Raw genomic sequence first — 19,299 nt, 5'->3', positions numbered from 1 at the left:
GATGAGTGTCACCATCGACCGCGACGGAGAAGTGGCCGTCGTCACCGTGGACAATCCGCCGGTGAACGCGCTTGGCCAGGCGCTGCGCCAGGGCCTCTGGGATGCGGTGGAAACACTGGACTCCGACCCGTCGGTCCGCGCCGTGGTGCTGATCTGCGCCGGCCGAACCTTCATCGCCGGGGCCGACGTGACCGAGTTCGGCAAGCCCCCGGTCCCGCCGCATCTGCCCGATCTGGTGGACCGGCTGGAACAGGCGACGAAGCCCTGGGTCGCCGCGATCCACGGCTCGGCCCTTGGCGGCGGGTTCGAGGTCGCGATGGGCTGCCGCTTCCGGGTGGCGCTGGACAGCGCCTCTGTCGGCCTGCCCGAAGTGACGCTGGGTATCGTTCCCGGCGCGTCCGGCACCGTCCGCACCCCGCGCCTTGCTGGCGTCGAGGCGGCGGTCGAACTGGTCACCACCGGCCGCCCGGTCAAGGCGGCGAAGGCCCTGTCGATGGGCCTTGTGGATGCCATCGTCAGCGGCGACCTGCGCGCCGAGGCCGTGGCCTTCGCTCGCAAGACCTTGGTCCAACCCCTGCCGCAGCCGATCTCCGCCCGCCCCGTCACCTCGCCCGACGGCGCATGGTGGGACGACCAGCGCAAGGCCATCGCCAGGCGCGCCAGGGGCGAAATCGCCCCCCTCCGCGCGCTGGACTGCCTGCGCATGGCCGCCGAGAAACCCTTTGCCGAGGCGATGGCCCACGAACGCGCGACCTTCCTTGAACTGCGCGCCTCGGATCAGGCCGCCGCGCTGCGCCACATCTTCTTTGCCGAACGCGCCGCGCCGAAGCCCGCGCATCTGGAGGCCAAGCCCCGCGAAATCCACTCCACCGCCGTGATCGGCGGCGGCACCATGGGCGCGGGCATCGCCGCCGCGCTGCGTGAGGCGGGCCTGCCCGTCGTCCTGATCGAACGCGATGCCGAGGCGGTGGAACGCGGCCTTGCCAACCTCCGCTCCATCTTCGACGGCGCGGTGAAGCGCGGCAAGCTGACCGAAGCGCAGGCCCGGACCCGCATGGAGGGCGTGACCGCCGGCAGCGACTACGCCCTCCTCGCCGACACCGACTTGGTGATCGAAGCCGTCTTCGAAGACCTTTCCGTCAAGCGCGCCGTCTTTGCGCGACTGGGCCAGACCTGCCGCGCGGACGCGATCCTTGCGACCAACACCTCCTACCTCGACCCCCGGCTCATCGCCGAGGGCCTGCCCAACCCCGACCGTTTCATCGGCCTGCACTTCTTCAGCCCGGCCAACGTGATGAAACTCCTGGAGATCGTGCCGACCCCGACGACCGCGCCTGGGACGCTGGCGACCGGCTTCGCCCTCGCGCGGCAACTGGGCAAGATCCCGGTCCAGGCCGGAATCTGCGACGGCTTCATCGGCAACCGCATCCTGAAACGCTACCGCGCCGAGGCGGAAACGCTGGTCCGCGACGGCACCCCGATCGCCGCCATCGACGCGGCCATGCGCGCGTACGGTTTCGCCATGGGTCCGTTCGAGGCGCAGGATCTGGGCGGCCTCGACATTGCCTACCTCCAGCGCGAAGGTGCGCGGGCGGCGGGACAGGACGTGCCGGAAACCTTGGGCGACATCCTGGTCCGCGCGGGCCGCAAGGGGCAAAAGACCGGCGGCGGCTGGTATGGCTATGCGCCGGGCGACCGGACGCCAAAGCCCTCGGACACGACCGCCGGCCTGCTGGCGGGCCGGATCGCCGCAGGCCCGACCCTGACGGCGGAGGAGATCGCCAGCCGCCTTACCAGCGCCATGGCGGCTGAAGGCAAGGCGATCCTCGCCGAAGGCATCGCGCTGAAGCCCTCGGACATCGACCTGGTGGAAGTGCACGGCTATGGCTACCCGCGCTGGCGCGGCGGGCCGATGTTCGCGGCGGGGGGCTGAGGTCAGCCCTTCGTCTCGACCCGGCCCCCGGCCGCGACCCAGCCGGTGAAGCCCTCGGGAATGTGGCTGGCGGCAAAGCCCATGTCCTGCAACGTCGCCACCGCCAGCGCCGACCGCCAGCCCGAGGCACAGTGGAACACGAACCGCTTCTCCTCGGCGAAGACCGGCTTGAAATAGGGGCTCTCCGGGTCGACCCAGAACTCCAGCATCCCGCGCGGACAATGGAAACTGCCGGGGATGAAGCCCGACCTCTCCCGTTCCCGCACGTCGCGCAGGTCGACGAAGACCACATCCGGCCTTCCCAGCAACGCCACCGCCTCGGCCGCCGGGATCTCCTCGATCCGGGCACGGGCGGCGGCGACCATCGCGGCCGAGGACAACGCCAGCGCCATCAGATCGCCGCCTTGCGCATCTCGTCCAGATAGATCTCGCGCAGCCGGACCGCCACCGGGCCGGGCTTGCCCGTCCCCACCGGCTTGCCGTCCACCTCGACCACCGGCATCACGAAGATCGATGCGGCGGTCGAAAAGGCCTCGTCCGCGCCCTGGGCCTCTTCGGGCGTGAAGGGCCGCTCCTCGATCTCGTATTGCGCCTCGGCCGCGAACCGCAGCACGGCGGCGCGGGTGATCCCGTGCAGGATGTCGTTGCCAAGCGCCCGGGTGATGATCCGGTTGCCCTTGACGATATAGGCGTTGTTCGAGGTGCCCTCGGTCACCCGCCCCGCCTCATCCGTCAGCCAGCTGTCATCGACGCCGGCCTTCTTCGCCGCCATCTTGCCCAGCGAGGGATAGAGAAGCTGCACCGTCTTGATGTCCACCCGGCTCCAGCGCAGGTCGGGGATGGTAATGACCCGGAACCCGGTCTTCGCCGCCGGCGCATCCGCGAGGTTCGGGATGTTCTGGGTGAATGCCACCACCGTTCCCGGAACCGAGGCATCGGGGAAGACAAAGCTGCGGTCGCCCGGATTGCCGCGCGTGACCTGCAGATAGATCATCCCCTGCTCGATCCCGTTCCGCGCCACCAGCTCGCGGTGCATCGCCAGAAGCTCGTCCTCCGAGATCGGGCAGGTCATCTCCAGCTCGTCCAGCGATCGCGCCAGGCGCTTGGCGTGGCCGTCGAAGTCGATCAGCTTGCCCTCCAGCACCGAGGTCACCTCATAGACCCCGTCGGCCATCAGGAACCCGCGGTCGAAGATCGAGACCCTGGCTTCGGTCTCGGGCAGGTAGTCTCCGTTCACATAGACGGTGCGGGTCATCTCATCCTCCTGATTTTCAGCAGGTAGACACTCCCAATTTTACCAGACGTCAAGATATCCGGCACTACGGTCAAGAGACACGGCCCACCCTGCGGGTTGCATAGATTTGCCACAAACGGTGGCTTGACTGGTGTGATGACAGGATAAGCGAGGTTCAATTGAACAGCAGAAGAATCAAGATCGTAGTGCTGGCCACAGCAGGTGCTCTTTCCCTTTCGGCATGCGTCTCAAACGATTTCTATGTGCGGCAGGGTGTCACTTATGATCGGTACGAAAGAGACGGGGTCGCCTGTGCGACGCAGGCCACCCAAGCGGTTCCGACAAATACTCAGGTCTCTTGGGCTCCCTATGTGGGAATTTACTCAGTCGACACGAACAGTCCCCTGAGGGATAAGAACATGGAAATCTGCATGCGTGATCGCGGCTACCAGCGCATCGCGATTTCGTATTGCGAAGGGGACTCGGCGGCGGCAGCTACCAAGGCGGCCAAGCAGCCTGCTGACCGGAATCGGCAAATGCGCATCACTTCGCAATCCTGCTATGTCCTTGCCCCTGATGGCTCTCCGTTCCTCTACACGCCGTAAAGTCTGAGGGTCATTCGGTCATCCCCAGAGGTTGGCATCGGGCGGGTGGGCCCCTGCTTCGTCATAGCGCAGGGGGTGCGGCCGGTCTTCGGCCAGAAGCAGGGGTCCGTCAAGGTCCGTCCAGTCGGCCCCCTGCGCCAGAAGCACCGCCGGTGCCATCGCCAGCGAGGATCCGACCATGCAGCCGACCATGAGGCCAAACCCCATCGCCCGCGCGGCGTCGCGGGTCCGCAGGCCCTCGGTCAGCCCGCCGGTCTTGTCCAGCTTCAGGTTCACCACGTCATACCTGCCCTTCAGCCCCGGCAGAGAGGCGCGGTCATGGCAGGACTCATCGGCGCAGACCGGGACCGGGCGGGCGATCTCGGCCAGCATCTCGTCCTGCCCGGCGGGCAGCGGCTGTTCCACCAGCGCCACGCCAAGGCGCAGGAGGTGGGGGGCAAGTTCGGCATAGACCTCGGAGGTCCAGCCCTCGTTCGCGTCGACAATGATGGTGGACCGGGGCGCCCCGGCCCGCACCGCTTCCAGCCTTGGCATGTCGTCCGGAGTGCCAAGCTTGATCTTCAGGATCGGCCGGTGGGCATGGACCGCCGCAGCGGTCCGCATCGCATCGGGCGCGGCAAGCGAAAGGGTATAGGCCGTCGTCACCGGACCCGGCGCGGGCAGGCCGGCCAATTGCCAGACCCGGCATCCCTTCTGCCGGGCTTCCAGATCCCACAAGGCGCAGTCCACCGCATTGCGCGCCGCGCCGGGCGGCAGGGCGGATTGCAGCTCCTCACGCGTGATGCCCTCGGGCAGGCTTTCGATCTGCGCCCGGACGCTGTCGGTCGTCTCGCCGTAACGGGCATAGGGCACGCATTCGCCCCGGCCGACCTTCCCGTCCCGGTCGATGCGCAGGGTCAGCACCCGCGCCTCGGTCTTCGACCCGCGGCTGATGGTGAAGGCTTGCGCCAGGCGGAAACTGTCTTCCAGGACGGTGATCATCCCCCGTTCATCGCCGTCCGCGCTCTGGATCGCAAGCCCGGATCGCATGGCGCCCGGTGCTGCGGGTGCGAAATGAGGCTTGAAGATCGCAGCGCAAGATTATATCGCCAAGGCAATCAAAAGCGAAACTTGATTGCCGAAGGGTCAACCCCATGAGCTTCCGTCTGCAACCCCCCGCCCCCGCCCGTCCCAACCGCTGCCAGCTTTTCGGCCCCGGCTCGCGTCCCGAACTGTTCGCGAAGATGGCGGCCTCGGCGGCGGATGTGATCAACCTCGACCTCGAGGATTCGGTCGCCCCTGCCGACAAGCCGCAGGCGCGGGCGAACATCATCCGGGCGGTCTCGGAGGTGGACTGGGGCAACAAGACGCTATCCGTGCGGATCAACGGCCTCGACACACCCTATTGGTATCGCGACGTGGTGGACCTCCTGGAACAGGCGGGCGAGCGGCTGGACCAGATCATGATCCCCAAGGTCGGCTGCGCGGCGGATGTCTATGCGGTCGATGCCCTTGTCACCGCCTGCGAGGCGGCGGCAGGGCGGAAGAAGCGGATCAGCCTGGAGGTGATCATCGAGACCGCCGCCGGGATCGCGCATGTCGAGGAGATCGCGGCCTCCAGCCCCCGGTTGCAGGCGATGAGCCTCGGCGCGGCGGATTTCGCGGCGAGCATGGGGATGCAGACCACCGGCATCGGCGGGACGCAGGAGAATTACTACATGCACCGCGAGGGGCAGAAATACTGGTCCGATCCCTGGCACTGGGCGCAGGCGGCGATCGTGGCGGCCTGCCGGACGCATGGGGTCCTGCCGGTGGACGGGCCCTTCGGCGACTTCTCGGACGAGGAGGGTTTCCGGGCCCAGGCGCGGCGCTCGGCGACGCTGGGGATGGTCGGGAAATGGGCGATCCATCCCAAGCAGGTGGCGCTGGCGAACGAGGTCTTCACCCCGTCGGATGCGGCGGTGACCGAGGCGCGCGAGATCCTCGCGGCGATGGAGGCGGCGAAGGCCGCGGGCCAGGGCGCGGCGGTCTACAAGGGGCGGCTGGTCGACATCGCCAGCATGCGGCAGGCCGAGGTGATCGTGCGGCAGGCCGACATCATCGCGGGGAATCGTTGACAGGCTGTCCGGGAAAGGGGCAGCGTTCCCATCGGCCGCCCGAAGCCGGGCGGACCGCCAAGAATACCTGAGCCGCGCATCAGGGGTGGGGAGACCCCGCGCGGCGAATGGGAGGATGCACGCCCCGTGGCCCGGCCACGGGGCGCTGCTGTTTCCGGGGAGTGTCCACGGTGGACAGGAATCCGGCGCCTACGAAATCAGTGACTTGCCCGGCAGCATTAACACTCTGGCAAGGTTTGGCCCGATGAGGTGCCCGGCGCGACATGACCCCGCGTGCCGAAAGGCGGGCCGCTGATCTGCCCATGCGCAGCCGGATCAGCCGAGGGCCAGACGGAGATGCTCCGGGGTCAGCACCGAGTGCTGGCTCATGAAATCCGCCAGCTCGGCATAAAGCAAGCGGTTGCGCAGGGCGAAGGCGATGGCGGGCTCGATCTCGGACTTTCGCAGGCAGACCGGAATCGGAAGGCCGGTCCAGTCCACGAAAGCCTCGATCTTGTGGCTGTTAGACGGCGTGGTGACGAAGGGGCAGCCGGCAAGCGCCGCCGCATAGACGCCATGGTGCTGGGCGGTGAGATACAGTTCGGCCCCGCGCAGGGTGGCGACGATGTCCTCGAAGGGAAGGCGGCGCAGGCCGAGTTTCTGGCCAGGAAGGCCGACGAAGGGATCGGGGATCAGCCCATGCGGATGCGCCCCGCCGACCAGCCGGCCGTCAAGCAGGGGGCGGGCCTTGCCCTGCGCCAGAAAGGCGGGATCGGCGGCGGAGTCGAGCAGGACAAGCGGCTCTCCCCCGAAACGGCGGGCGAAGGCAGCGCTGCGCGGCTCTCGCGTGGCAAGAAGCTTCAGGCCGGACAGGATGTTCGGGACGGGGCAGTCGTATTGCTGGAAAAGCGCGTTGACCAGCAGGACGCGCTTTCCCTCGCGCCGGGCGCGCGCGACCAGGTCCAGCAGGAACAGGGCGCGGGGGCCGGAATGGTGGATCGTGCCCTCGCCGTTGATCAGCAGCACCTCGGCCGCGGCGAAGGCTTCCGCGTCGATGTCGCGCGTTCCGGTGACATGGCGGCCGGTGATCGTCAGCCCCGCCCCGGCGATGGCGGCGTGAAGCGAGCGCATCACGGCCTTGCAGCCGGCGTGCTGGACCTCGGACGTGTCATTGGCAAGAAAGAGGGTCACGATAGGTCCAAAGCTGGGGCGTGGCGCAAGGCTAGACAGGGCGGACGGGGCGACGCAAGGCCGATGGCGGGTCCGACGGTTGCCTTTGCACCGCCCTTTGGCCATATAGGCAGCGCCGGAAGATGGAGCGCGCGATGAACTACCTTGAATTCGAGAAGCCCCTGTCCGAACTCGAAGGCAAGGCCGAGGAATTGCGCGCGCTGGCCAGGACCGGCGGCGGCGTGGACCTGACCAAGGAGGCCGAGGCGCTGGACCGCAAGGCGGAAGCGGCCCTGCGCGACCTGTATAAAAGCCTGTCGCCCTGGCAGAAGTGCCAGGTGGCGCGGCATCCCGACCGGCCGCATTGCAAGGACTATGTCGAGGGGTTGTTCACCGAATTCACCTCGCTGGCGGGCGACCGGGCCTTTGCCGATGATCATGCGGTGATGGGCGGGATCGCGCGCTTCCAGGACCAGCCGGTGGTGGTGATCGGGCACGAGAAGGGCAACGACACCAAGTCGCGGATCGAGCGCAACTTCGGCATGGCGCGGCCCGAAGGCTATCGCAAGGCGATCCGGCTGATGGACCTGGCGGATCGGTTCCGCCTGCCGGTGATCACGCTGGTCGACACGCCCGGCGCTTATCCCGGCAAGGGCGCCGAGGAGCGCGGCCAGGCCGAGGCGATCGCCCGCAGCACGGAGAAGTGCCTGGCGATCGGCGTGCCGCTGATCAGCGTGGTGATCGGCGAGGGCGGCAGCGGCGGGGCGGTGGCCTTCGCCACGGCGAACCGGGTGGCGATGCTGGAGCATTCGGTCTATTCGGTGATCTCGCCCGAGGGCTGCGCCTCGATCCTGTGGAAGGATGCCGAGAAGATGCGCGAGGCGGCCGAGGCCCTGCGGCTGACGGCGCAGGATCTGCAGAAGCTGGGGATCATCGACCGGATCGTGAAGGAGCCGATGGGCGGTGCGCAGCGCGCGCCGAAGGAGACGATCGAAGCCGTGGGCAAGGCGATCGAGGCGATGCTGAAGGAACTGTCGGGCAAGAAACCCGAGGCGCTGGTCAAGGACCGGCGGCAGAAGTTCCTGGACATGGGGGCGAAGGGGCTGGCCGCCTGAACCGGCGCGCCCTGGTCTCGCCGGCCCCGGCCGCGACGCTGGAGGGGTTCGGTGGCGGGGTGCCGGCGGCCGTGGCGATCCGGCGCGTCGGTGTCGCGCCTGTTGCTGGCCCCGAAGGGTTTCACACCCTCCGGACCTTGCGTGGAGTGTTTCCGGAAGGGCAAGCGAAAGCTTGACTCAGGTTTTCGGCTTCTTGGGTTTCGGGGCGGGCAGGTCGGCGGCAATGCCCCGGAGAGCCGCAATGACCGGATCGGGATCATCCAGCGCGTCCGTGACGAGGAGATGAAGCTTCGCCCCGGGATAGGGATGGCCGGTGGCGTGGCCGGGCAGAGCCGCCTTCGCGCCGGGGGTCGGCTTGAGGTAGAGCAGGTCATCGCAGACCAGGGCGACCACCTTGCCGTCAAGATAAAGCGCGTATTCGCCGAACATCTTTCGCGCGGCCAGGGGCAGCGGCGCCAGCGCGTCGAGGAGATGCGCGATGGTGTCGGCCCGGGTTCCCATCAGGCCTTGAACCCCGCCTCTTGCATCAGCCGGTTGGAGTTGTCTTCGACCTCGGCCTCCAGCCGGCGCATGAACTCGGCCACGCGCAGGCCGGGGGAAATCGGCTCCAGGAACTCGACCACGGCGGTGCCGGGTTTGCGCAGGATGCCGCGCTTGGGCCAGAAGAGCCCGACATTGGCCGCGACCGGGTGGCAGGGCTGGCCGAGCTGGTCGTAGAGAAGGCCGGTGCCGACCTTGTAGGGCTTCACGTCGCCGGGCGCGACGCGGGTGCCTTGGGGGTAGATGATCAACTGGCCGGGCTCGGCCGTGCCCTTTGCCACGTCGGATTTCATCCGGGCGATGGCCGCCCCGCGCTTGCCGCGATCGACCGGCACGCAGCCGATGCGCAGCGCATACTGGCCGAGGAAGGGCGTATACATCAGCTCGCGCTTCATGATGAACTTGGCGGCGGGGACGGCGTTGAAGATCAGGATGATGTCGAGAAAGCTCTGATGTTTGGCCGCGATGATGCATTCGCCGGTCGGCGGGGTGCCCCGGACCTCGGATTTCAGGCCGGTGAGCAGGCGCAGCGAGAAGATCGTCCAGCGGCAGAAGGTCTTGCAGGCGACGCGCGCGCCATGGCGCGAGACCAGGGCCCAGGGGGCGAAGGCCACGGCGATCAGGGCCATGGCAAGATACATCTGCACGATGAAGACCAGCGACAGCAGCCAGCGGATCGGGGTCATGTCAGCTCTCTCAGTTTCTGGAAGGCGGCGCGGCGGGTGGCGAGGAAGGCGACGAGCGCGGCAAGCGGCGGCAGGGCCAGGGGCCAGAGCCAGCCGGTGCCGGCAAAGCCGAGGCCGGTGAGGAAGCCCCCGGCGGCGTCGGTGGCCGGCAGGGCCGCGACCCCGGCCATGCCGGCGGCGGCCCCGACTGCGGCCCCGCCCAGGGCGCGCAGGGTGAAGCGGCGCACGAAGGCGCGGGCGATGTAGCTGTCCTTGGCGCCGACGAGGCGCAGGACGCGGATCACCCCGGCATTGGTCGCCAGCGCCGCACGGGCGGCGAGCGTGATCATCGCGGCCATCGCCGCGCCGATCAGGGCGATGGAGAGGACACCCAGCAGGCGCAGGCGGCCCGCGGCCTCGGCCAGGGGGCGGCGCCAGCGGGTGTGGTCGTCGAGCGTGGCGCCGGGGGCCTCGGCCGCAAGACGCTGGCGCAGGCCCTGGGCGTCATAGCCGGGATCGGCCTCGACCAGTTCGACCAGGCGGGGGATCGGCAGGGCCTCGACGGGAAGGTCGGGGCCGAACCAGGGTTCGAGAAGCGCGCGGGTCTCGGCCTCGTCCAGGGCGCGGAAGCTGGCCACGCCCGGGGTGGTGGCGAGGACGGCGAGGATCGCGTCGATCTGGATCTGCACCTGCTCCACCGGCGCGGAGAGACGGATGGTGGCGGTCCGGGCCAGCGCCTCGGACCAGCGGTCGGCCAGGCGGTCGGAGGCGAGGGAAAGCGCAAGGGCGAAGACGCAGAGGAAGGTCATCGCGCCGGCGGTGAAGGTGGTCAGCCAGCCCGTGGGGCCCGAGGGCGGCACGACCTGCAGCGCGCGGGTTGCCGGGCTGGCGGGTTTCGCCCTGGGAAGCCTCACAGGTCGGCCCCCGCGAGTTGCACCCGGTGCCCGGCGATACGCAGGACGCGGGCCTGGATCTGCGCCTTGGCCTGGCGGATCAGGTTCAGGTCGTGGGTGGCGACAAGGATCGTCTTGCCCATCTTGTTCAGCTCGACCAGCAGGGTAAGGATGCGCAGGGACATCTCCCAGTCCACGTTGCCGGTGGGTTCGTCCGCCAGGATCACGTCGGGATCGACGATCACCGCGCGGGCCAGCGCCGCGCGTTGCCGTTCGCCGCCGGACAGTTGCGGCGGCAGCGCGTCGGCCAGATGCTTCAGCCCGACCCAGGACAGGAGATCGTCCATGTCCTGCGGATCGCTTTCGCGGTCGGAGACGGTGAACGGAAGCGCCATGTTGGCGGCGATCGACATATGGTCGAGGAACTTGCAGTCCTGATGCACGATGCCGATGCGGCGGCGGGTCCGCGCCACATCGTCGCGCGTGAGGCTGGCAAGCTCGCGGTCGAACAGGGTGACGCGGCCGGAGGTGGGCTTCAGCTCGGCATAGGCGAGCTTCAGGAAGGTCGATTTCCCCGCGCCTGAGGGGCCGGTCAGGAAATGGAACGAGCCCGGGGCAAGGCGCAGCGAGACCCCGGTCAGAAGCTCGCCGCCGCCATAGCTGTAGGCCACGTTTTCGAAGGCGATCACGACGGGTTCCCTGGCTTTGGCGGCTGGCCGCGCGGTTTGACTGCGCTTTCCATCGCACAGGCGGCAAGGATTGTAAAAGGGCGCGAGACAAACCCTTGGAACCACAGGAATTAAGGGATAGAAACCTTGGAGCGGTAGCCGAAACTGGCGTTGAGGGAACAGGATGCGGTTGGTTTGCCCGAAATGTGAGGCGAAATACGAGGTCCCGGACGACGCCATTCCGGAAGGCGGCCGCGATGTGCAATGCGCCAATTGCAATCACGCCTGGTTCCAGATGCGTCCCGTTGCGGCCGGACCGACCCCGGTCCTGACGCCGGTGACAGAGGTGGCGAAGGCGGCCCCCGTCGCCCAGATACCGGAGCCCGAACCGGAACCCGAACCGGAGGCCGAACCCGAGATCACGCCCGAGGACCTGCCGGAAGACCTGCCCGAGGAGGCGCCGGAGGAACTGCCCGGCGCGGTCCCCGTCGAGATTCCGGTCGATCTGCCCGAGGATGCGCCCGAGGACCTGCCGCAGGAGCCCGAGATCGCGCCCGAGCCGGGGATCGACGCCGCCTCCGCGGCTGGGCCCGAGGTCGGCCCTGCGCCAGAGGTCGAGGCCGCACCCGCTTACAAGGTGGATGACTCGGTGCTGGCGATCCTGCGTGAGGAGGCCGAGCGCGAGGTGAAGGCGCGGCGGGCCGAGACCAATATCTCCGAGCCGCCGCCCGCGCTTGGCGCTGCCGTGGCCGCGGCCGTCGCGCCGGTGGTGGCCCCGGTAGTCGCGCCGGTCGCGGAAGAAGCCCGGCCCGCGGCCCGGCGCGACCTTCTGCCGGATGTCGAGGAAATCAACTCCTCGCTGCGGCCATCCGAGCATGAGCAGGACCACACCCCGGCCGACCTGCCCCCCCCCGAGACCGGCGGCGGGTTCCGCAGCGGCTTTCTGATGGTGATGGCGGTGGCGATGGTCGGGGCGGCGGTCTACCTTGCGGCCCCTGCCCTGTCGCGGCTGGTCCCGGCACTGGCCGAGCCTCTGGACAGCTATGTCGCGCTGATCAACGGGCTGCGGCTGCAACTGGACGGGGTGATGCGCCAGGCCACGGTGGCGCTGAACGGCGGCTGAGCCCGGCAAATCGGCTTGCCCCAGACCGGGCGGGCCTTTATCCCTTGCGGCAAGCTCATTCCGTGGGGAAACCGTCATGTCCAACCAGCGTTTCGACAAGTCGAAGCTTCCCAGCCGCCATGTCACCGAAGGCCCGGCGCGCGCCCCGCATCGCAGCTATTTCTATGCGATGGGGATCACCGAGGAAGAGATCCACCAGCCCTGGGTGGGCGTCGCGACCTGCTGGAACGAGGCGGCCCCCTGCAACATCGCGCTGAACCGCCAGGCGCAGATCGTGAAGCAGGGCGTGAAGAAGGGCGGCGGCACCCCGCGCGAGTTCACGACGATCACCGTGACCGACGGCATCGCCATGGGGCACGAGGGGATGCGGTCGTCGCTCGCCTCGCGCGACGCCATCGCGGATACGGTCGAACTGACGATGCGCGGGCATTGCTATGACGCGATCGTCGGGCTGGCCGGGTGCGACAAGAGCCTGCCGGGGATGATGATGGCGATGGTGCGGCTGAACGTGCCGAGCGTCTTCATCTACGGCGGGTCGATCCTGCCCGGTCGCTATCAGGGCAAGGACATCACCGTGCAGGACATGTTCGAGGCGGTGGGCAAGCAGCAGGCGGGCACGCTGTCGGAAGCCGAGCTGGAGATCATGGAGAAGGTCGCCTGCCCGTCCTCGGGGGCCTGCGGGGCGCAGTATACCGCGAACACCATGGCCTGCGTGTCCGAGGCCATCGGACTGGCGCTGCTGAATTCGTCCAGCGCGCCTGCGCCCTATGAGTCCCGCGACCAGTATGGCGAGGCGTCGGGCGTGGCGGTGATGAACCTGATCGAGAAGAACATCCGCGCGCGGGACATCGTGACGCGCAAGGCGCTGGAAAACGCGGCGCGGGTGGTGGGCTGCACGGGTGGCAGCACCAATGCGGCGCTGCACCTGCCCGCGCTGGCGAACGAGGCCGGGATCGACTTCGACCTGTTCGACGTGGCCGCGATCATGAAGGACACGCCCTATTTCGTCGACCTTCGTCCAGGCGGGAAATACGTCGCCAAGGACCTGCATGAGGTGGGCGGCGTGGCCGTGGTGATGAAGGAACTGGCGAAGGCCGGGCTTTTGCACCTCGACTGTATCACCGCCAGCGGCAGGACGCTGGGCGAGAGCCTGGACGAGATCCGGGGCGAGGCGGACGGGACGGTGATCTATCACATCGGCTCGCCCATCACCAAGACCGGGGGCGTCGTGTCGCTGCGCGGCAACCTCGCGCCGGACGGGGCGATCGTGAAGGTCGCGGGGATGACCGAGGCGGAGCAGGTGTTCTCTGGCCCGGCCCGCGTCTTCGAATGCGAGGAGGACGCCTTCGAGGCGGTGAAGAAGCGGGAATACAAGGAGGGCGAGGTCATCGTCATCCGCAACGAGGGCCCGGCGGGGGGCCCCGGCATGCGCGAGATGCTGGCGACCACGGCGGCCCTGTCGGGTCAGGGCATGGGCAAGAAGGTGGCGCTGATCACCGACGGGCGGTTCAGCGGCGCGACGCGCGGCTTCTGCGTCGGCCACGTCGGGCCGGAAGCGGCGCATGGCGGGCCGATTGCGCTTTTGAAGAACGGCGACGTGATCACGCTGAACGCGGTGACCGGCGAATTGTCGGTCGCGCTGTCGGATGACGAACTGGCGAAGCGCCGCGCCGAATGGAAAGGGCCGCGCAAGACGCAATACACCTCGGGCGCGGTGCACAAGTTCGCGAAACTGGTCGGCGGCGCGCGCTGGGGGGCGGTGACGCATCCCGGTGCGAAGGAAGAAAGCCACGTCTACATGGACCAGTGACGCTTCATGGCGGGACGGGTGGCCCAGGCGCTTGACCGCTGGATCCTGCGCCGGGTGCAGGGGCGCTGGACGCGGGCCAACGCCGATGCGCCGGAGCTTGACCTCTTCGAGCTGCGCGCGCTGCGGGCCGAGGCGAGGGCCATGCGCCGCCAGATCGACCGGCTGCTGCATGCCGCCGACGCCCGCCTGTCGCGGCCGCTGGCCGACGGGCGGGAATGGCCGCTGGGAACCGACTGGACCTGGCGGCCGGATGGCTGGCGCGGGCCGCTGCCCGATCCGGGCGAGGTGATCGCCGGGCCGGCGAGCCAGCTCAGCGAGGACCTTGGCCTTTACCACGACTGCCCGCTGTCCGAGATCGCCTTCCGCCAGCTGCGGAACACGGAAAGCCATGCGCCTTTTGGCCTTGCGCTGGAGGTTTTCGGCTTTCGCGGCAGCTTCCTGTCGCTCTCGCTCGGCCTGCCCGAAAGCGCCGCGACCGGCCTGGGCCCGCGCCATGTTCTGCGGCTGGATGCGGCGATCGAGGCCGACCGGCCGTTGCGCGCCTTTGCGCGGCTGAACCTCAGGCATTCGGCCGGGCTGGCGCAGCAGACCTGCGACCTGACGCGGGGCGGGGAGGCCGAGTTCGACCTGGCCTATGCCGGGCTTGGCGAGGCGCGGATCGAGCGGGCCTGGCTGGACCTGATCTTCAACGATGCGGCGATGACCCGCATTCTCTTGCGCGACGCGGTGCTCAGCCGCCGCCCGCGCGCCGGATTGTGAGCATGTGATGGCCGGACCGACCCTGTCCCAGACCCGGATCGCCAATGGAACCTGGGAGGGCCTCCTGACCGGCGCGGGCGCGGCGCCCCGGGTCGAGGCGCTGCATGACGGCACCGCCTTGCCGGGGGTGGAGGTCGTGGCGCTGCCGGAGGGTCACGCGGTCCGGGTGCCGCTGCCGGGCGCCATCCTGTCCGAGGGGGTGCAGGTGGTGCTGTTGCGGCTGGACGGCGAGGTGCTGTCGCGGATCACCCTGATCGCCGGGCTGCCGCCGGACGAGGACCTGCGGGCAGAGGTCGGCCTGTTGCGGGCGGAACTGGACCTCTTGAAGCGGGCCTTCCGGCGGCATTGCGCGGAAACCTCGGACCAGGGGCGCTAGAGTCTTCGAAAGCTTCTGCAAAGTCCCGCGAAGGAATTTGGCCGCGCCTCAGCCCCAGGTCGGGTGGAACTTGCCGGCCGGGGACAGGGTGAAGATCTCGCAGCCGGTGGCGGTGACGCCCACCGAATGCTCGAACTGCGCCGAAAGCGAACGGTCGCGGGTCACGGCGGTCCAGTCGTCGGCAAGCACCTTGGTCTCGGGCCGGCCAAGGTTCACCATCGGCTCGATGGTGAAGAACATGCCCTCTTCCAGCACCGGACCCGACCCCGCGCGGCCGTAGTGCAGCACGTTCGGCGGCGCGTGGAACACCCGGCCAAGGCCATGGCCGCAGAAATCGCGCACTACCGACATGCGCTGCGCCTCGACGTAGGACTGGATCGCATGGCCGATGTCGCCAAAGGTATTGCCCGGCTTGACGGCGGCGATGCCGCGCATCAGGCCCTCATGCGTGACCTCGATCAGCCGCTCGGCCTTGCGCGGCAACTGGCCGGCCACATACATCCGGCTGGTGTCGCCATACCAGCCATCCACGATCACCGTCACGTCGACGTTCAGGATATCGCCGTCCAGCAACACCTTCGGCCCCGGAATCCCGTGGCAGACGACATGGTTCACGCTGATGCAGGAGGCGTGCTTGTAGCCCTTGTAGCCGATTGTGGCCGAGATCACGCCGCGACGGCGGGTCTCCTCGGTGATGAAATCATCGATCACGCCGGTCGTGGTGCCAGGCACGACCAGGGGGGCGACTGCGTCCAGGATCTCGGCCGCGACACGCCCGGCGGTGCGCATGCCCGCGAAATCCGCGTCTTCATAGATGCGGATGCCATCCCTGGTGATACGCGCGCGCTGTTCGTCCAATCTCGGTCTCCTTGTCCCCTACATAAGAGCCTTGCGCGGAATTGGCCAGAGGCGGGGTTTGAAAGCCTGCCGCGCTTGGCTATACCGAAACCAGCCAAGGGAGCGAGCGATGACCAACCCCACCGCGGCGATTCTGGTGATCGGGGACGAGATCCTGTCCGGCCGCACCCGCGATTCGAACCTGCATTATCTGGCCGGAGAATTGACCCGCGCCGGCATCACCCTGCGCGAGGCGCGGATCGTGGCCGATGTCCATGCCGAGATCGTCGCCGCCGTGCGCGCGTTGTCGGGCCGCCATGACCACCTGTTCACCAGCGGGGGGATCGGCCCGACCCATGACGACATCACCGCCGATGCGGTGGCCGAGGCGATGGGGGCGAAGATCGGGCATCGGGCGGATGCGATGGCGCTCTTGCAGGCGCATTACGACCGTTCCGGCCTGCCCTTCAACGAGGCGCGGCAACGCATGGCGCGGATCCCGGAGGGCGCCGGCCTGATCGACAACCCCGTCTCGATCGCGCCGGGCTTTTCCATCGGCAATGTGCATGTGATGGCGGGCGTGCCGAACATCTTTCAGGCGATGGTCGCCAGCGTCCTGCCCCGGCTGACGGGGGGTCCGCCGCTTCTGTCGCAGAACCTGCGGGTGGACCGGGGCGAGGGCGAGGTTGCCGAGGCCTTCGGCGCGCTGGCGGCCGAGTTTCCGGACCTTTCGATGGGTTCCTATCCCTTCATCCAGAACGGCGCCTACGGCACCAACCTGGTGATCCGGGGCACCGATCCGGGACGGCTGGACGAGGCGATGGTCCGCCTGACGCGGCTGTTCGCATGACGCCCGAGGACCTGGCGGCGGTGATGGAGGCGACCTGGCCTGCGGCGCGGGTCTGGCGCGAGGGGCCGTTCCTGTGCCGCGATGGCGCGGGGGGCGGCAAGCGCGTCTCGGCGGCAAGTTCCGCGGGCGACTGGACCGAGGCGGACCTTGACGCGCTGGACCAGGGGCTGGTGCTGGTCCGCGAGGGCGAGACCGCGCTGGACCGGGCGTTGGCGGCACGGGGCTGGCGCGTGGTCGATCCGGTGGTGGCCTATGCCGCACCCGTGGCGGAGTTGAGGGCCGACCTGCCGCCCCTGTCCACCTTCCCGCACTGGGCGCCGCTGGAGATCGTCAGGACGATCTGGGCCGAGGGCGGGATCGGGCCCGAACGCGTCGCGGTGATGGAGCGCGCCGCGGGCAAGCATACCGCGATCCTGGCCCGGCACGCCGATCGCCCCGCCGGGGCCGCCTTCGTCGCGCTGCACGGGAAGGAGGCGATGCTCCATGCGCTCGAGGTGCGCGAGAGCCTGCGGCGGAGCGGCGTGGGCGCGAACCTTCTGCGCGCGGCGGCGAACTGGGCGGCGGCCGAGGGCGCGACGCGACTTTCCTTGGTGGTGACAGAGCGGAACACCGCCGCCCGGGCGCTCTACGCTCGTCTCGGGTTGCGGAATGTGGGACAGTATCACTACCGGATGAAGTGATCGCGGAAAGCGGCGCGGGCAGTGCAGAACGTCTTCAAGGCTGTGGTTTCCCTGTTGCTGGCAGCCCTGCCAGGGCTTGCGCATGGGCTGACACTGGACCTTCCGGGCAAGATCCTGGGCGAGGAGGGCCGCAGCGAGGCGAGGGGCAGCCATGCCCTGCCGCTGGCCCCCTTCGACGGGCGGTCGGTGCCCTCGCGGCAGGTGGACGGGGCGGTGGACCAGCGGGCCTGGGAACTGGAGGCGGGCGAGCAGACGACGCTGGCGGTGATCGAGTTCCTGCGCGCGCAGATCGTCGCGGCGGGCTTCAAGGTGGTCTTCGACTGCGAGACCCGCGCCTGCGGCGGCTTCGATTTCCGCTTCGGCACCGATGTGATGCCCGAGCCCGACATGCATGTCGATCTGGGCGATTTCCGCTTTCTTTCGGCCGAAAAGGGCGAGGAGGCGGTCTCGGTCCTGGTCAGCCGCTCGGCCGCGTCGATCTATGTGCAGGTGACGCGGGTCCGGCCCGCAGACCCGACCGCCGCCCCGGTGTCGGCAAGCGTCGATCTGGAGGGGCAGGAACCGCCGGCCTTGCCCGTTGCGCCAACCGGCGAGATCGGCGCCATGCTGGATGCAGAGGGCGCGGCGGTGCTGGAGGATCTGGTCTTTGCCAGCGGCTCGTCCGCGCTGGCCGAGGGGGACTATCCCTCGCTGGCGGCGCTGGCGGCCTGGCTGGAGGCGAACCCGGACGGGACACTGGCGCTGGTCGGCCATACCGATGCCTCGGGCAGCCTGGCAGCGAATATCGCGCTGTCGGAACGCCGGGCCGAGGCGGTGGCGCAGGTGCTGGAGGATCGCTATGGCGCCGATCCGGACCGCGTCGCGGCCGAGGGCGCGGGTTTCCTGGCCCCGCGCGCGACGAATCAGACGGAAGAGGGCCGCCAGAAGAACCGGCGGGTCGAGGCCGTGGTGACCTCGACCCGCTGAGGATCGGAACAGGGACTGCCCCGCGCCCTGGTCACCAGTTGTCGGGACCCTTTTCCTGATAGCGCTTGGCGAGGAAATCGATGAAGGCGCGCACCTTCGGCTGGGTGAAGCGGCCTGGCGGATAGACGGCGTAGATGCCGAGCGTTTCGACCGGCAGGCCGGGAATCGCCTCCTCGACCAGGCCCTGACGCATGGCGTCGGCGTAAAGGAAGCTGGGCAGGTAGGCGATGCCCAGGCCCGAAATCGCGGCGTTCAGCAGGCTTTGCCCGTCATTCACCGTCAGCCAGCCGATCGAGCGGACCTGGCGCTTTTCGCCCGAGGGCGCGGTGATCTTCCAGACGTTGCCGTTGGCCTGGTTGGAATAGTGCAGAAGCTTGTGGTCGTTCAGGTCGTCGATCTTCTGCGGGCGGCCGAATTTCTGGAAATAGGACGGCGCGCCGATCATCCGCTTGGTCGTCTCGGTCAGCTTGCGGGCGCGGAGGCTGGAATCCTCAAGGTCGCCGACACGGATCGCCATGTCGAAGCCTTCGCTGATCAGTTCGACATAACGGTTGTTCAGCACCATGTTCACGGTGATCTCGGGATATTCCAGCAGGAAATCCCCCAGGATCGGCGACAGCAGGTTGACGCCAAAATCGGTGGCGACCGACACCCGCAAGAGGCCCGAGGGCGCGGATTGCATCGAGGTCACCAGCGCGTCGGCCTCGCCCGCGTCGTTCAGCACGCGGCGAGCGCGGTCGTAATAGGCAAGGCCGATCTCGGTTGGGCTGACACGGCGGGTGGTGCGGTTCAAGAGGCGGGCGCCCAACCGCGCCTCAAGCGCGGAGACATGCTTGGAAACAGCGGATTTGGAAATCCCCATCTTCTTCGCCGCGTCGGTGAAGCCGCCTTGGTCCACGACAGTGGCGAAGGCCTCCATCTCGGTCAGTCGATCCATTTCGTCCTCTTCGGGAACTTCACGCCGTGCCTTCCATCTTTCCCGGCCAAATCGGGCAGGATG

Annotated in this window: 21 protein-coding genes and 1 pseudogene; 12 read left to right on the top strand and 10 right to left on the bottom strand. The window is 68.6% G+C overall.

Going from position 1 to position 19,299, the window contains the following annotated elements; translation table 11 throughout:
- Position 1 precedes the first annotated feature (1 nt).
- The gene (locus ACE3UA_RS14520; RefSeq protein ID WP_374646326.1) at positions 2-1,933 is read left to right on the top strand and encodes a 3-hydroxyacyl-CoA dehydrogenase NAD-binding domain-containing protein; all 1,932 of its coding nucleotides are present in this window, start codon (positions 2-4) and stop codon (positions 1,931-1,933) included.
- Between the two features lie 2 nt (positions 1,934-1,935).
- Here the strand turns inward: ACE3UA_RS14520 and ACE3UA_RS14515 are convergent, their stop codons facing one another.
- Together ACE3UA_RS14515 and ACE3UA_RS14510 are read right to left on the bottom strand one after the other, a co-directional pair.
- Positions 1,936-2,325, bottom strand: a complete 390-nt coding sequence (locus ACE3UA_RS14515; RefSeq protein ID WP_374646324.1) for a rhodanese-like domain-containing protein — start codon at positions 2,323-2,325, stop codon at positions 1,936-1,938.
- Entirely contained in the window at positions 2,325-3,188 is an 864-nt protein-coding gene (locus ACE3UA_RS14510; RefSeq protein WP_374646322.1) for a D-amino-acid transaminase, read from the bottom strand. Before ACE3UA_RS14510 ends, ACE3UA_RS14515 begins: the two co-directional genes overlap by 1 nt.
- A gap of 398 nt (positions 3,189-3,586) precedes the next feature.
- Here ACE3UA_RS14510 and ACE3UA_RS14505 point away from each other — a divergent pair, with 398 nt between their 5' ends.
- A complete protein-coding gene (locus ACE3UA_RS14505; RefSeq protein ID WP_374646320.1) occupies positions 3,587-3,772 on the top strand; it encodes a hypothetical protein in 186 nt (61 codons plus the stop codon).
- An 18-nt stretch (positions 3,773-3,790) separates the two neighbouring features.
- Here the strand turns inward: ACE3UA_RS14505 and dgcA are convergent, their stop codons facing one another.
- Positions 3,791-4,753, bottom strand: coding sequence for an N-acetyl-D-Glu racemase DgcA (gene dgcA, locus ACE3UA_RS14500; protein ID WP_374646385.1), 963 nt, complete (start codon positions 4,751-4,753; stop codon positions 3,791-3,793).
- A 152-nt stretch (positions 4,754-4,905) separates the two neighbouring features.
- Here dgcA and ACE3UA_RS14495 point away from each other — a divergent pair, with 152 nt between their 5' ends.
- A complete protein-coding gene (locus ACE3UA_RS14495) occupies positions 4,906-5,868 on the top strand; it encodes an L-malyl-CoA/beta-methylmalyl-CoA lyase (RefSeq protein ID WP_374646318.1) in 963 nt (320 codons plus the stop codon).
- 315 nt (positions 5,869-6,183) lie between these two features.
- Here the strand turns inward: ACE3UA_RS14495 and ACE3UA_RS14490 are convergent, their stop codons facing one another.
- Positions 6,184-7,038: a hypothetical protein gene (locus tag ACE3UA_RS14490; RefSeq protein ID WP_374646316.1), complete on the bottom strand. Its 855-nt coding sequence runs from the start codon at positions 7,036-7,038 to the stop codon at positions 6,184-6,186.
- 134 nt (positions 7,039-7,172) lie between these two features.
- Between ACE3UA_RS14490 and ACE3UA_RS14485 the strand changes: the two genes are divergently transcribed.
- Positions 7,173-8,132 carry an acetyl-CoA carboxylase carboxyltransferase subunit alpha gene (locus ACE3UA_RS14485; protein ID WP_374646314.1) on the top strand — a complete coding sequence of 320 codons (960 nt, stop codon included), beginning with the start codon at positions 7,173-7,175 and terminating at the stop codon, positions 8,130-8,132.
- Between the two features lie 177 nt (positions 8,133-8,309).
- Here the strand turns inward: ACE3UA_RS14485 and ACE3UA_RS14480 are convergent, their stop codons facing one another.
- From ACE3UA_RS14480 to ACE3UA_RS14465, 4 genes are read right to left on the bottom strand one after another with little or no spacing between them, the layout of a single operon-like run.
- A complete protein-coding gene (locus ACE3UA_RS14480) occupies positions 8,310-8,633 on the bottom strand; it encodes a TfoX/Sxy family protein (protein WP_374646312.1) in 324 nt (107 codons plus the stop codon).
- Positions 8,633-9,358, bottom strand: a complete 726-nt coding sequence (locus tag ACE3UA_RS14475) for a lysophospholipid acyltransferase family protein (RefSeq protein ID WP_374646310.1) — start codon at positions 9,356-9,358, stop codon at positions 8,633-8,635. The genes ACE3UA_RS14480 and ACE3UA_RS14475 overlap by 1 nt, the downstream gene beginning before the upstream one ends.
- On the bottom strand, positions 9,355-10,251 hold the full coding sequence (locus tag ACE3UA_RS14470) for a cell division protein FtsX (RefSeq protein ID WP_374646308.1): 897 nt from the start codon (positions 10,249-10,251) through the stop codon (positions 9,355-9,357). Before ACE3UA_RS14470 ends, ACE3UA_RS14475 begins: the two co-directional genes overlap by 4 nt.
- A complete protein-coding gene (locus ACE3UA_RS14465; RefSeq protein WP_374646306.1) occupies positions 10,248-10,919 on the bottom strand; it encodes a cell division ATP-binding protein FtsE in 672 nt (223 codons plus the stop codon). The genes ACE3UA_RS14470 and ACE3UA_RS14465 overlap by 4 nt, the downstream gene beginning before the upstream one ends.
- Positions 10,920-11,082: 163 nt before the next feature.
- Between ACE3UA_RS14465 and ACE3UA_RS14460 the strand changes: the two are divergent.
- The 5 genes and pseudogenes from ACE3UA_RS14460 to ACE3UA_RS14440 all read left to right on the top strand — a co-directional run.
- Positions 11,083-11,178: pseudogene (locus tag ACE3UA_RS14460) on the top strand (zinc-ribbon domain-containing protein); the annotation flags it as partial.
- A 15-nt stretch (positions 11,179-11,193) separates the two neighbouring features.
- Positions 11,194-12,021, top strand: a complete 828-nt coding sequence (locus ACE3UA_RS14455; protein ID WP_374646389.1) for a hypothetical protein — start codon at positions 11,194-11,196, stop codon at positions 12,019-12,021.
- A gap of 76 nt (positions 12,022-12,097) precedes the next feature.
- Entirely contained in the window at positions 12,098-13,831 is a 1,734-nt protein-coding gene (gene ilvD / locus ACE3UA_RS14450; protein ID WP_374646304.1) for a dihydroxy-acid dehydratase, read from the top strand.
- Between the two features lie 6 nt (positions 13,832-13,837).
- Positions 13,838-14,590, top strand: coding sequence for a DUF6478 family protein (locus tag ACE3UA_RS14445; protein ID WP_374646302.1), 753 nt, complete (start codon positions 13,838-13,840; stop codon positions 14,588-14,590).
- Positions 14,591-14,597: 7 nt separating this feature from the next.
- Positions 14,598-14,966, top strand: a complete 369-nt coding sequence (locus ACE3UA_RS14440; RefSeq protein WP_374646300.1) for a hypothetical protein — start codon at positions 14,598-14,600, stop codon at positions 14,964-14,966.
- 48 nt (positions 14,967-15,014) lie between these two features.
- On the opposite strand, the gene map is transcribed toward ACE3UA_RS14440, so the two are convergent.
- On the bottom strand, positions 15,015-15,824 hold the full coding sequence (gene map / locus ACE3UA_RS14435; protein ID WP_374646298.1) for a type I methionyl aminopeptidase: 810 nt from the start codon (positions 15,822-15,824) through the stop codon (positions 15,015-15,017).
- A gap of 109 nt (positions 15,825-15,933) precedes the next feature.
- Between map and ACE3UA_RS14430 the strand changes: the two genes are divergently transcribed.
- From ACE3UA_RS14430 to ACE3UA_RS14420, 3 genes are read left to right on the top strand one after another with little or no spacing between them, the layout of a single operon-like run.
- On the top strand, positions 15,934-16,653 hold the full coding sequence (locus tag ACE3UA_RS14430) for a competence/damage-inducible protein A (RefSeq protein ID WP_374646296.1): 720 nt from the start codon (positions 15,934-15,936) through the stop codon (positions 16,651-16,653).
- Complete coding sequence (locus ACE3UA_RS14425) at positions 16,650-17,333, top strand: GNAT family N-acetyltransferase (RefSeq protein WP_374646295.1); 684 nt, start codon at positions 16,650-16,652, stop codon at positions 17,331-17,333. The genes ACE3UA_RS14430 and ACE3UA_RS14425 overlap by 4 nt, the downstream gene beginning before the upstream one ends.
- Positions 17,334-17,387: 54 nt before the next feature.
- On the top strand, positions 17,388-18,299 hold the full coding sequence (locus ACE3UA_RS14420) for an OmpA family protein (RefSeq protein ID WP_374646293.1): 912 nt from the start codon (positions 17,388-17,390) through the stop codon (positions 18,297-18,299).
- Between the two features lie 31 nt (positions 18,300-18,330).
- On the opposite strand, the gene ACE3UA_RS14415 is transcribed toward ACE3UA_RS14420, so the two are convergent.
- Positions 18,331-19,236, bottom strand: a complete 906-nt coding sequence (locus tag ACE3UA_RS14415) for a LysR family transcriptional regulator (RefSeq protein ID WP_197642469.1) — start codon at positions 19,234-19,236, stop codon at positions 18,331-18,333.
- Positions 19,237-19,299: the final 63 nt, after the last annotated feature.

The sequence above is a fragment of the Tabrizicola sp. genome (assembly GCF_041919135.1).
Lineage (GTDB): Bacteria > Pseudomonadota > Alphaproteobacteria > Rhodobacterales > Rhodobacteraceae > Tabrizicola.
Note: the sequence above shows the minus strand (reverse complement) of the source record. Positions and strands in the feature narration are given on the sequence as shown.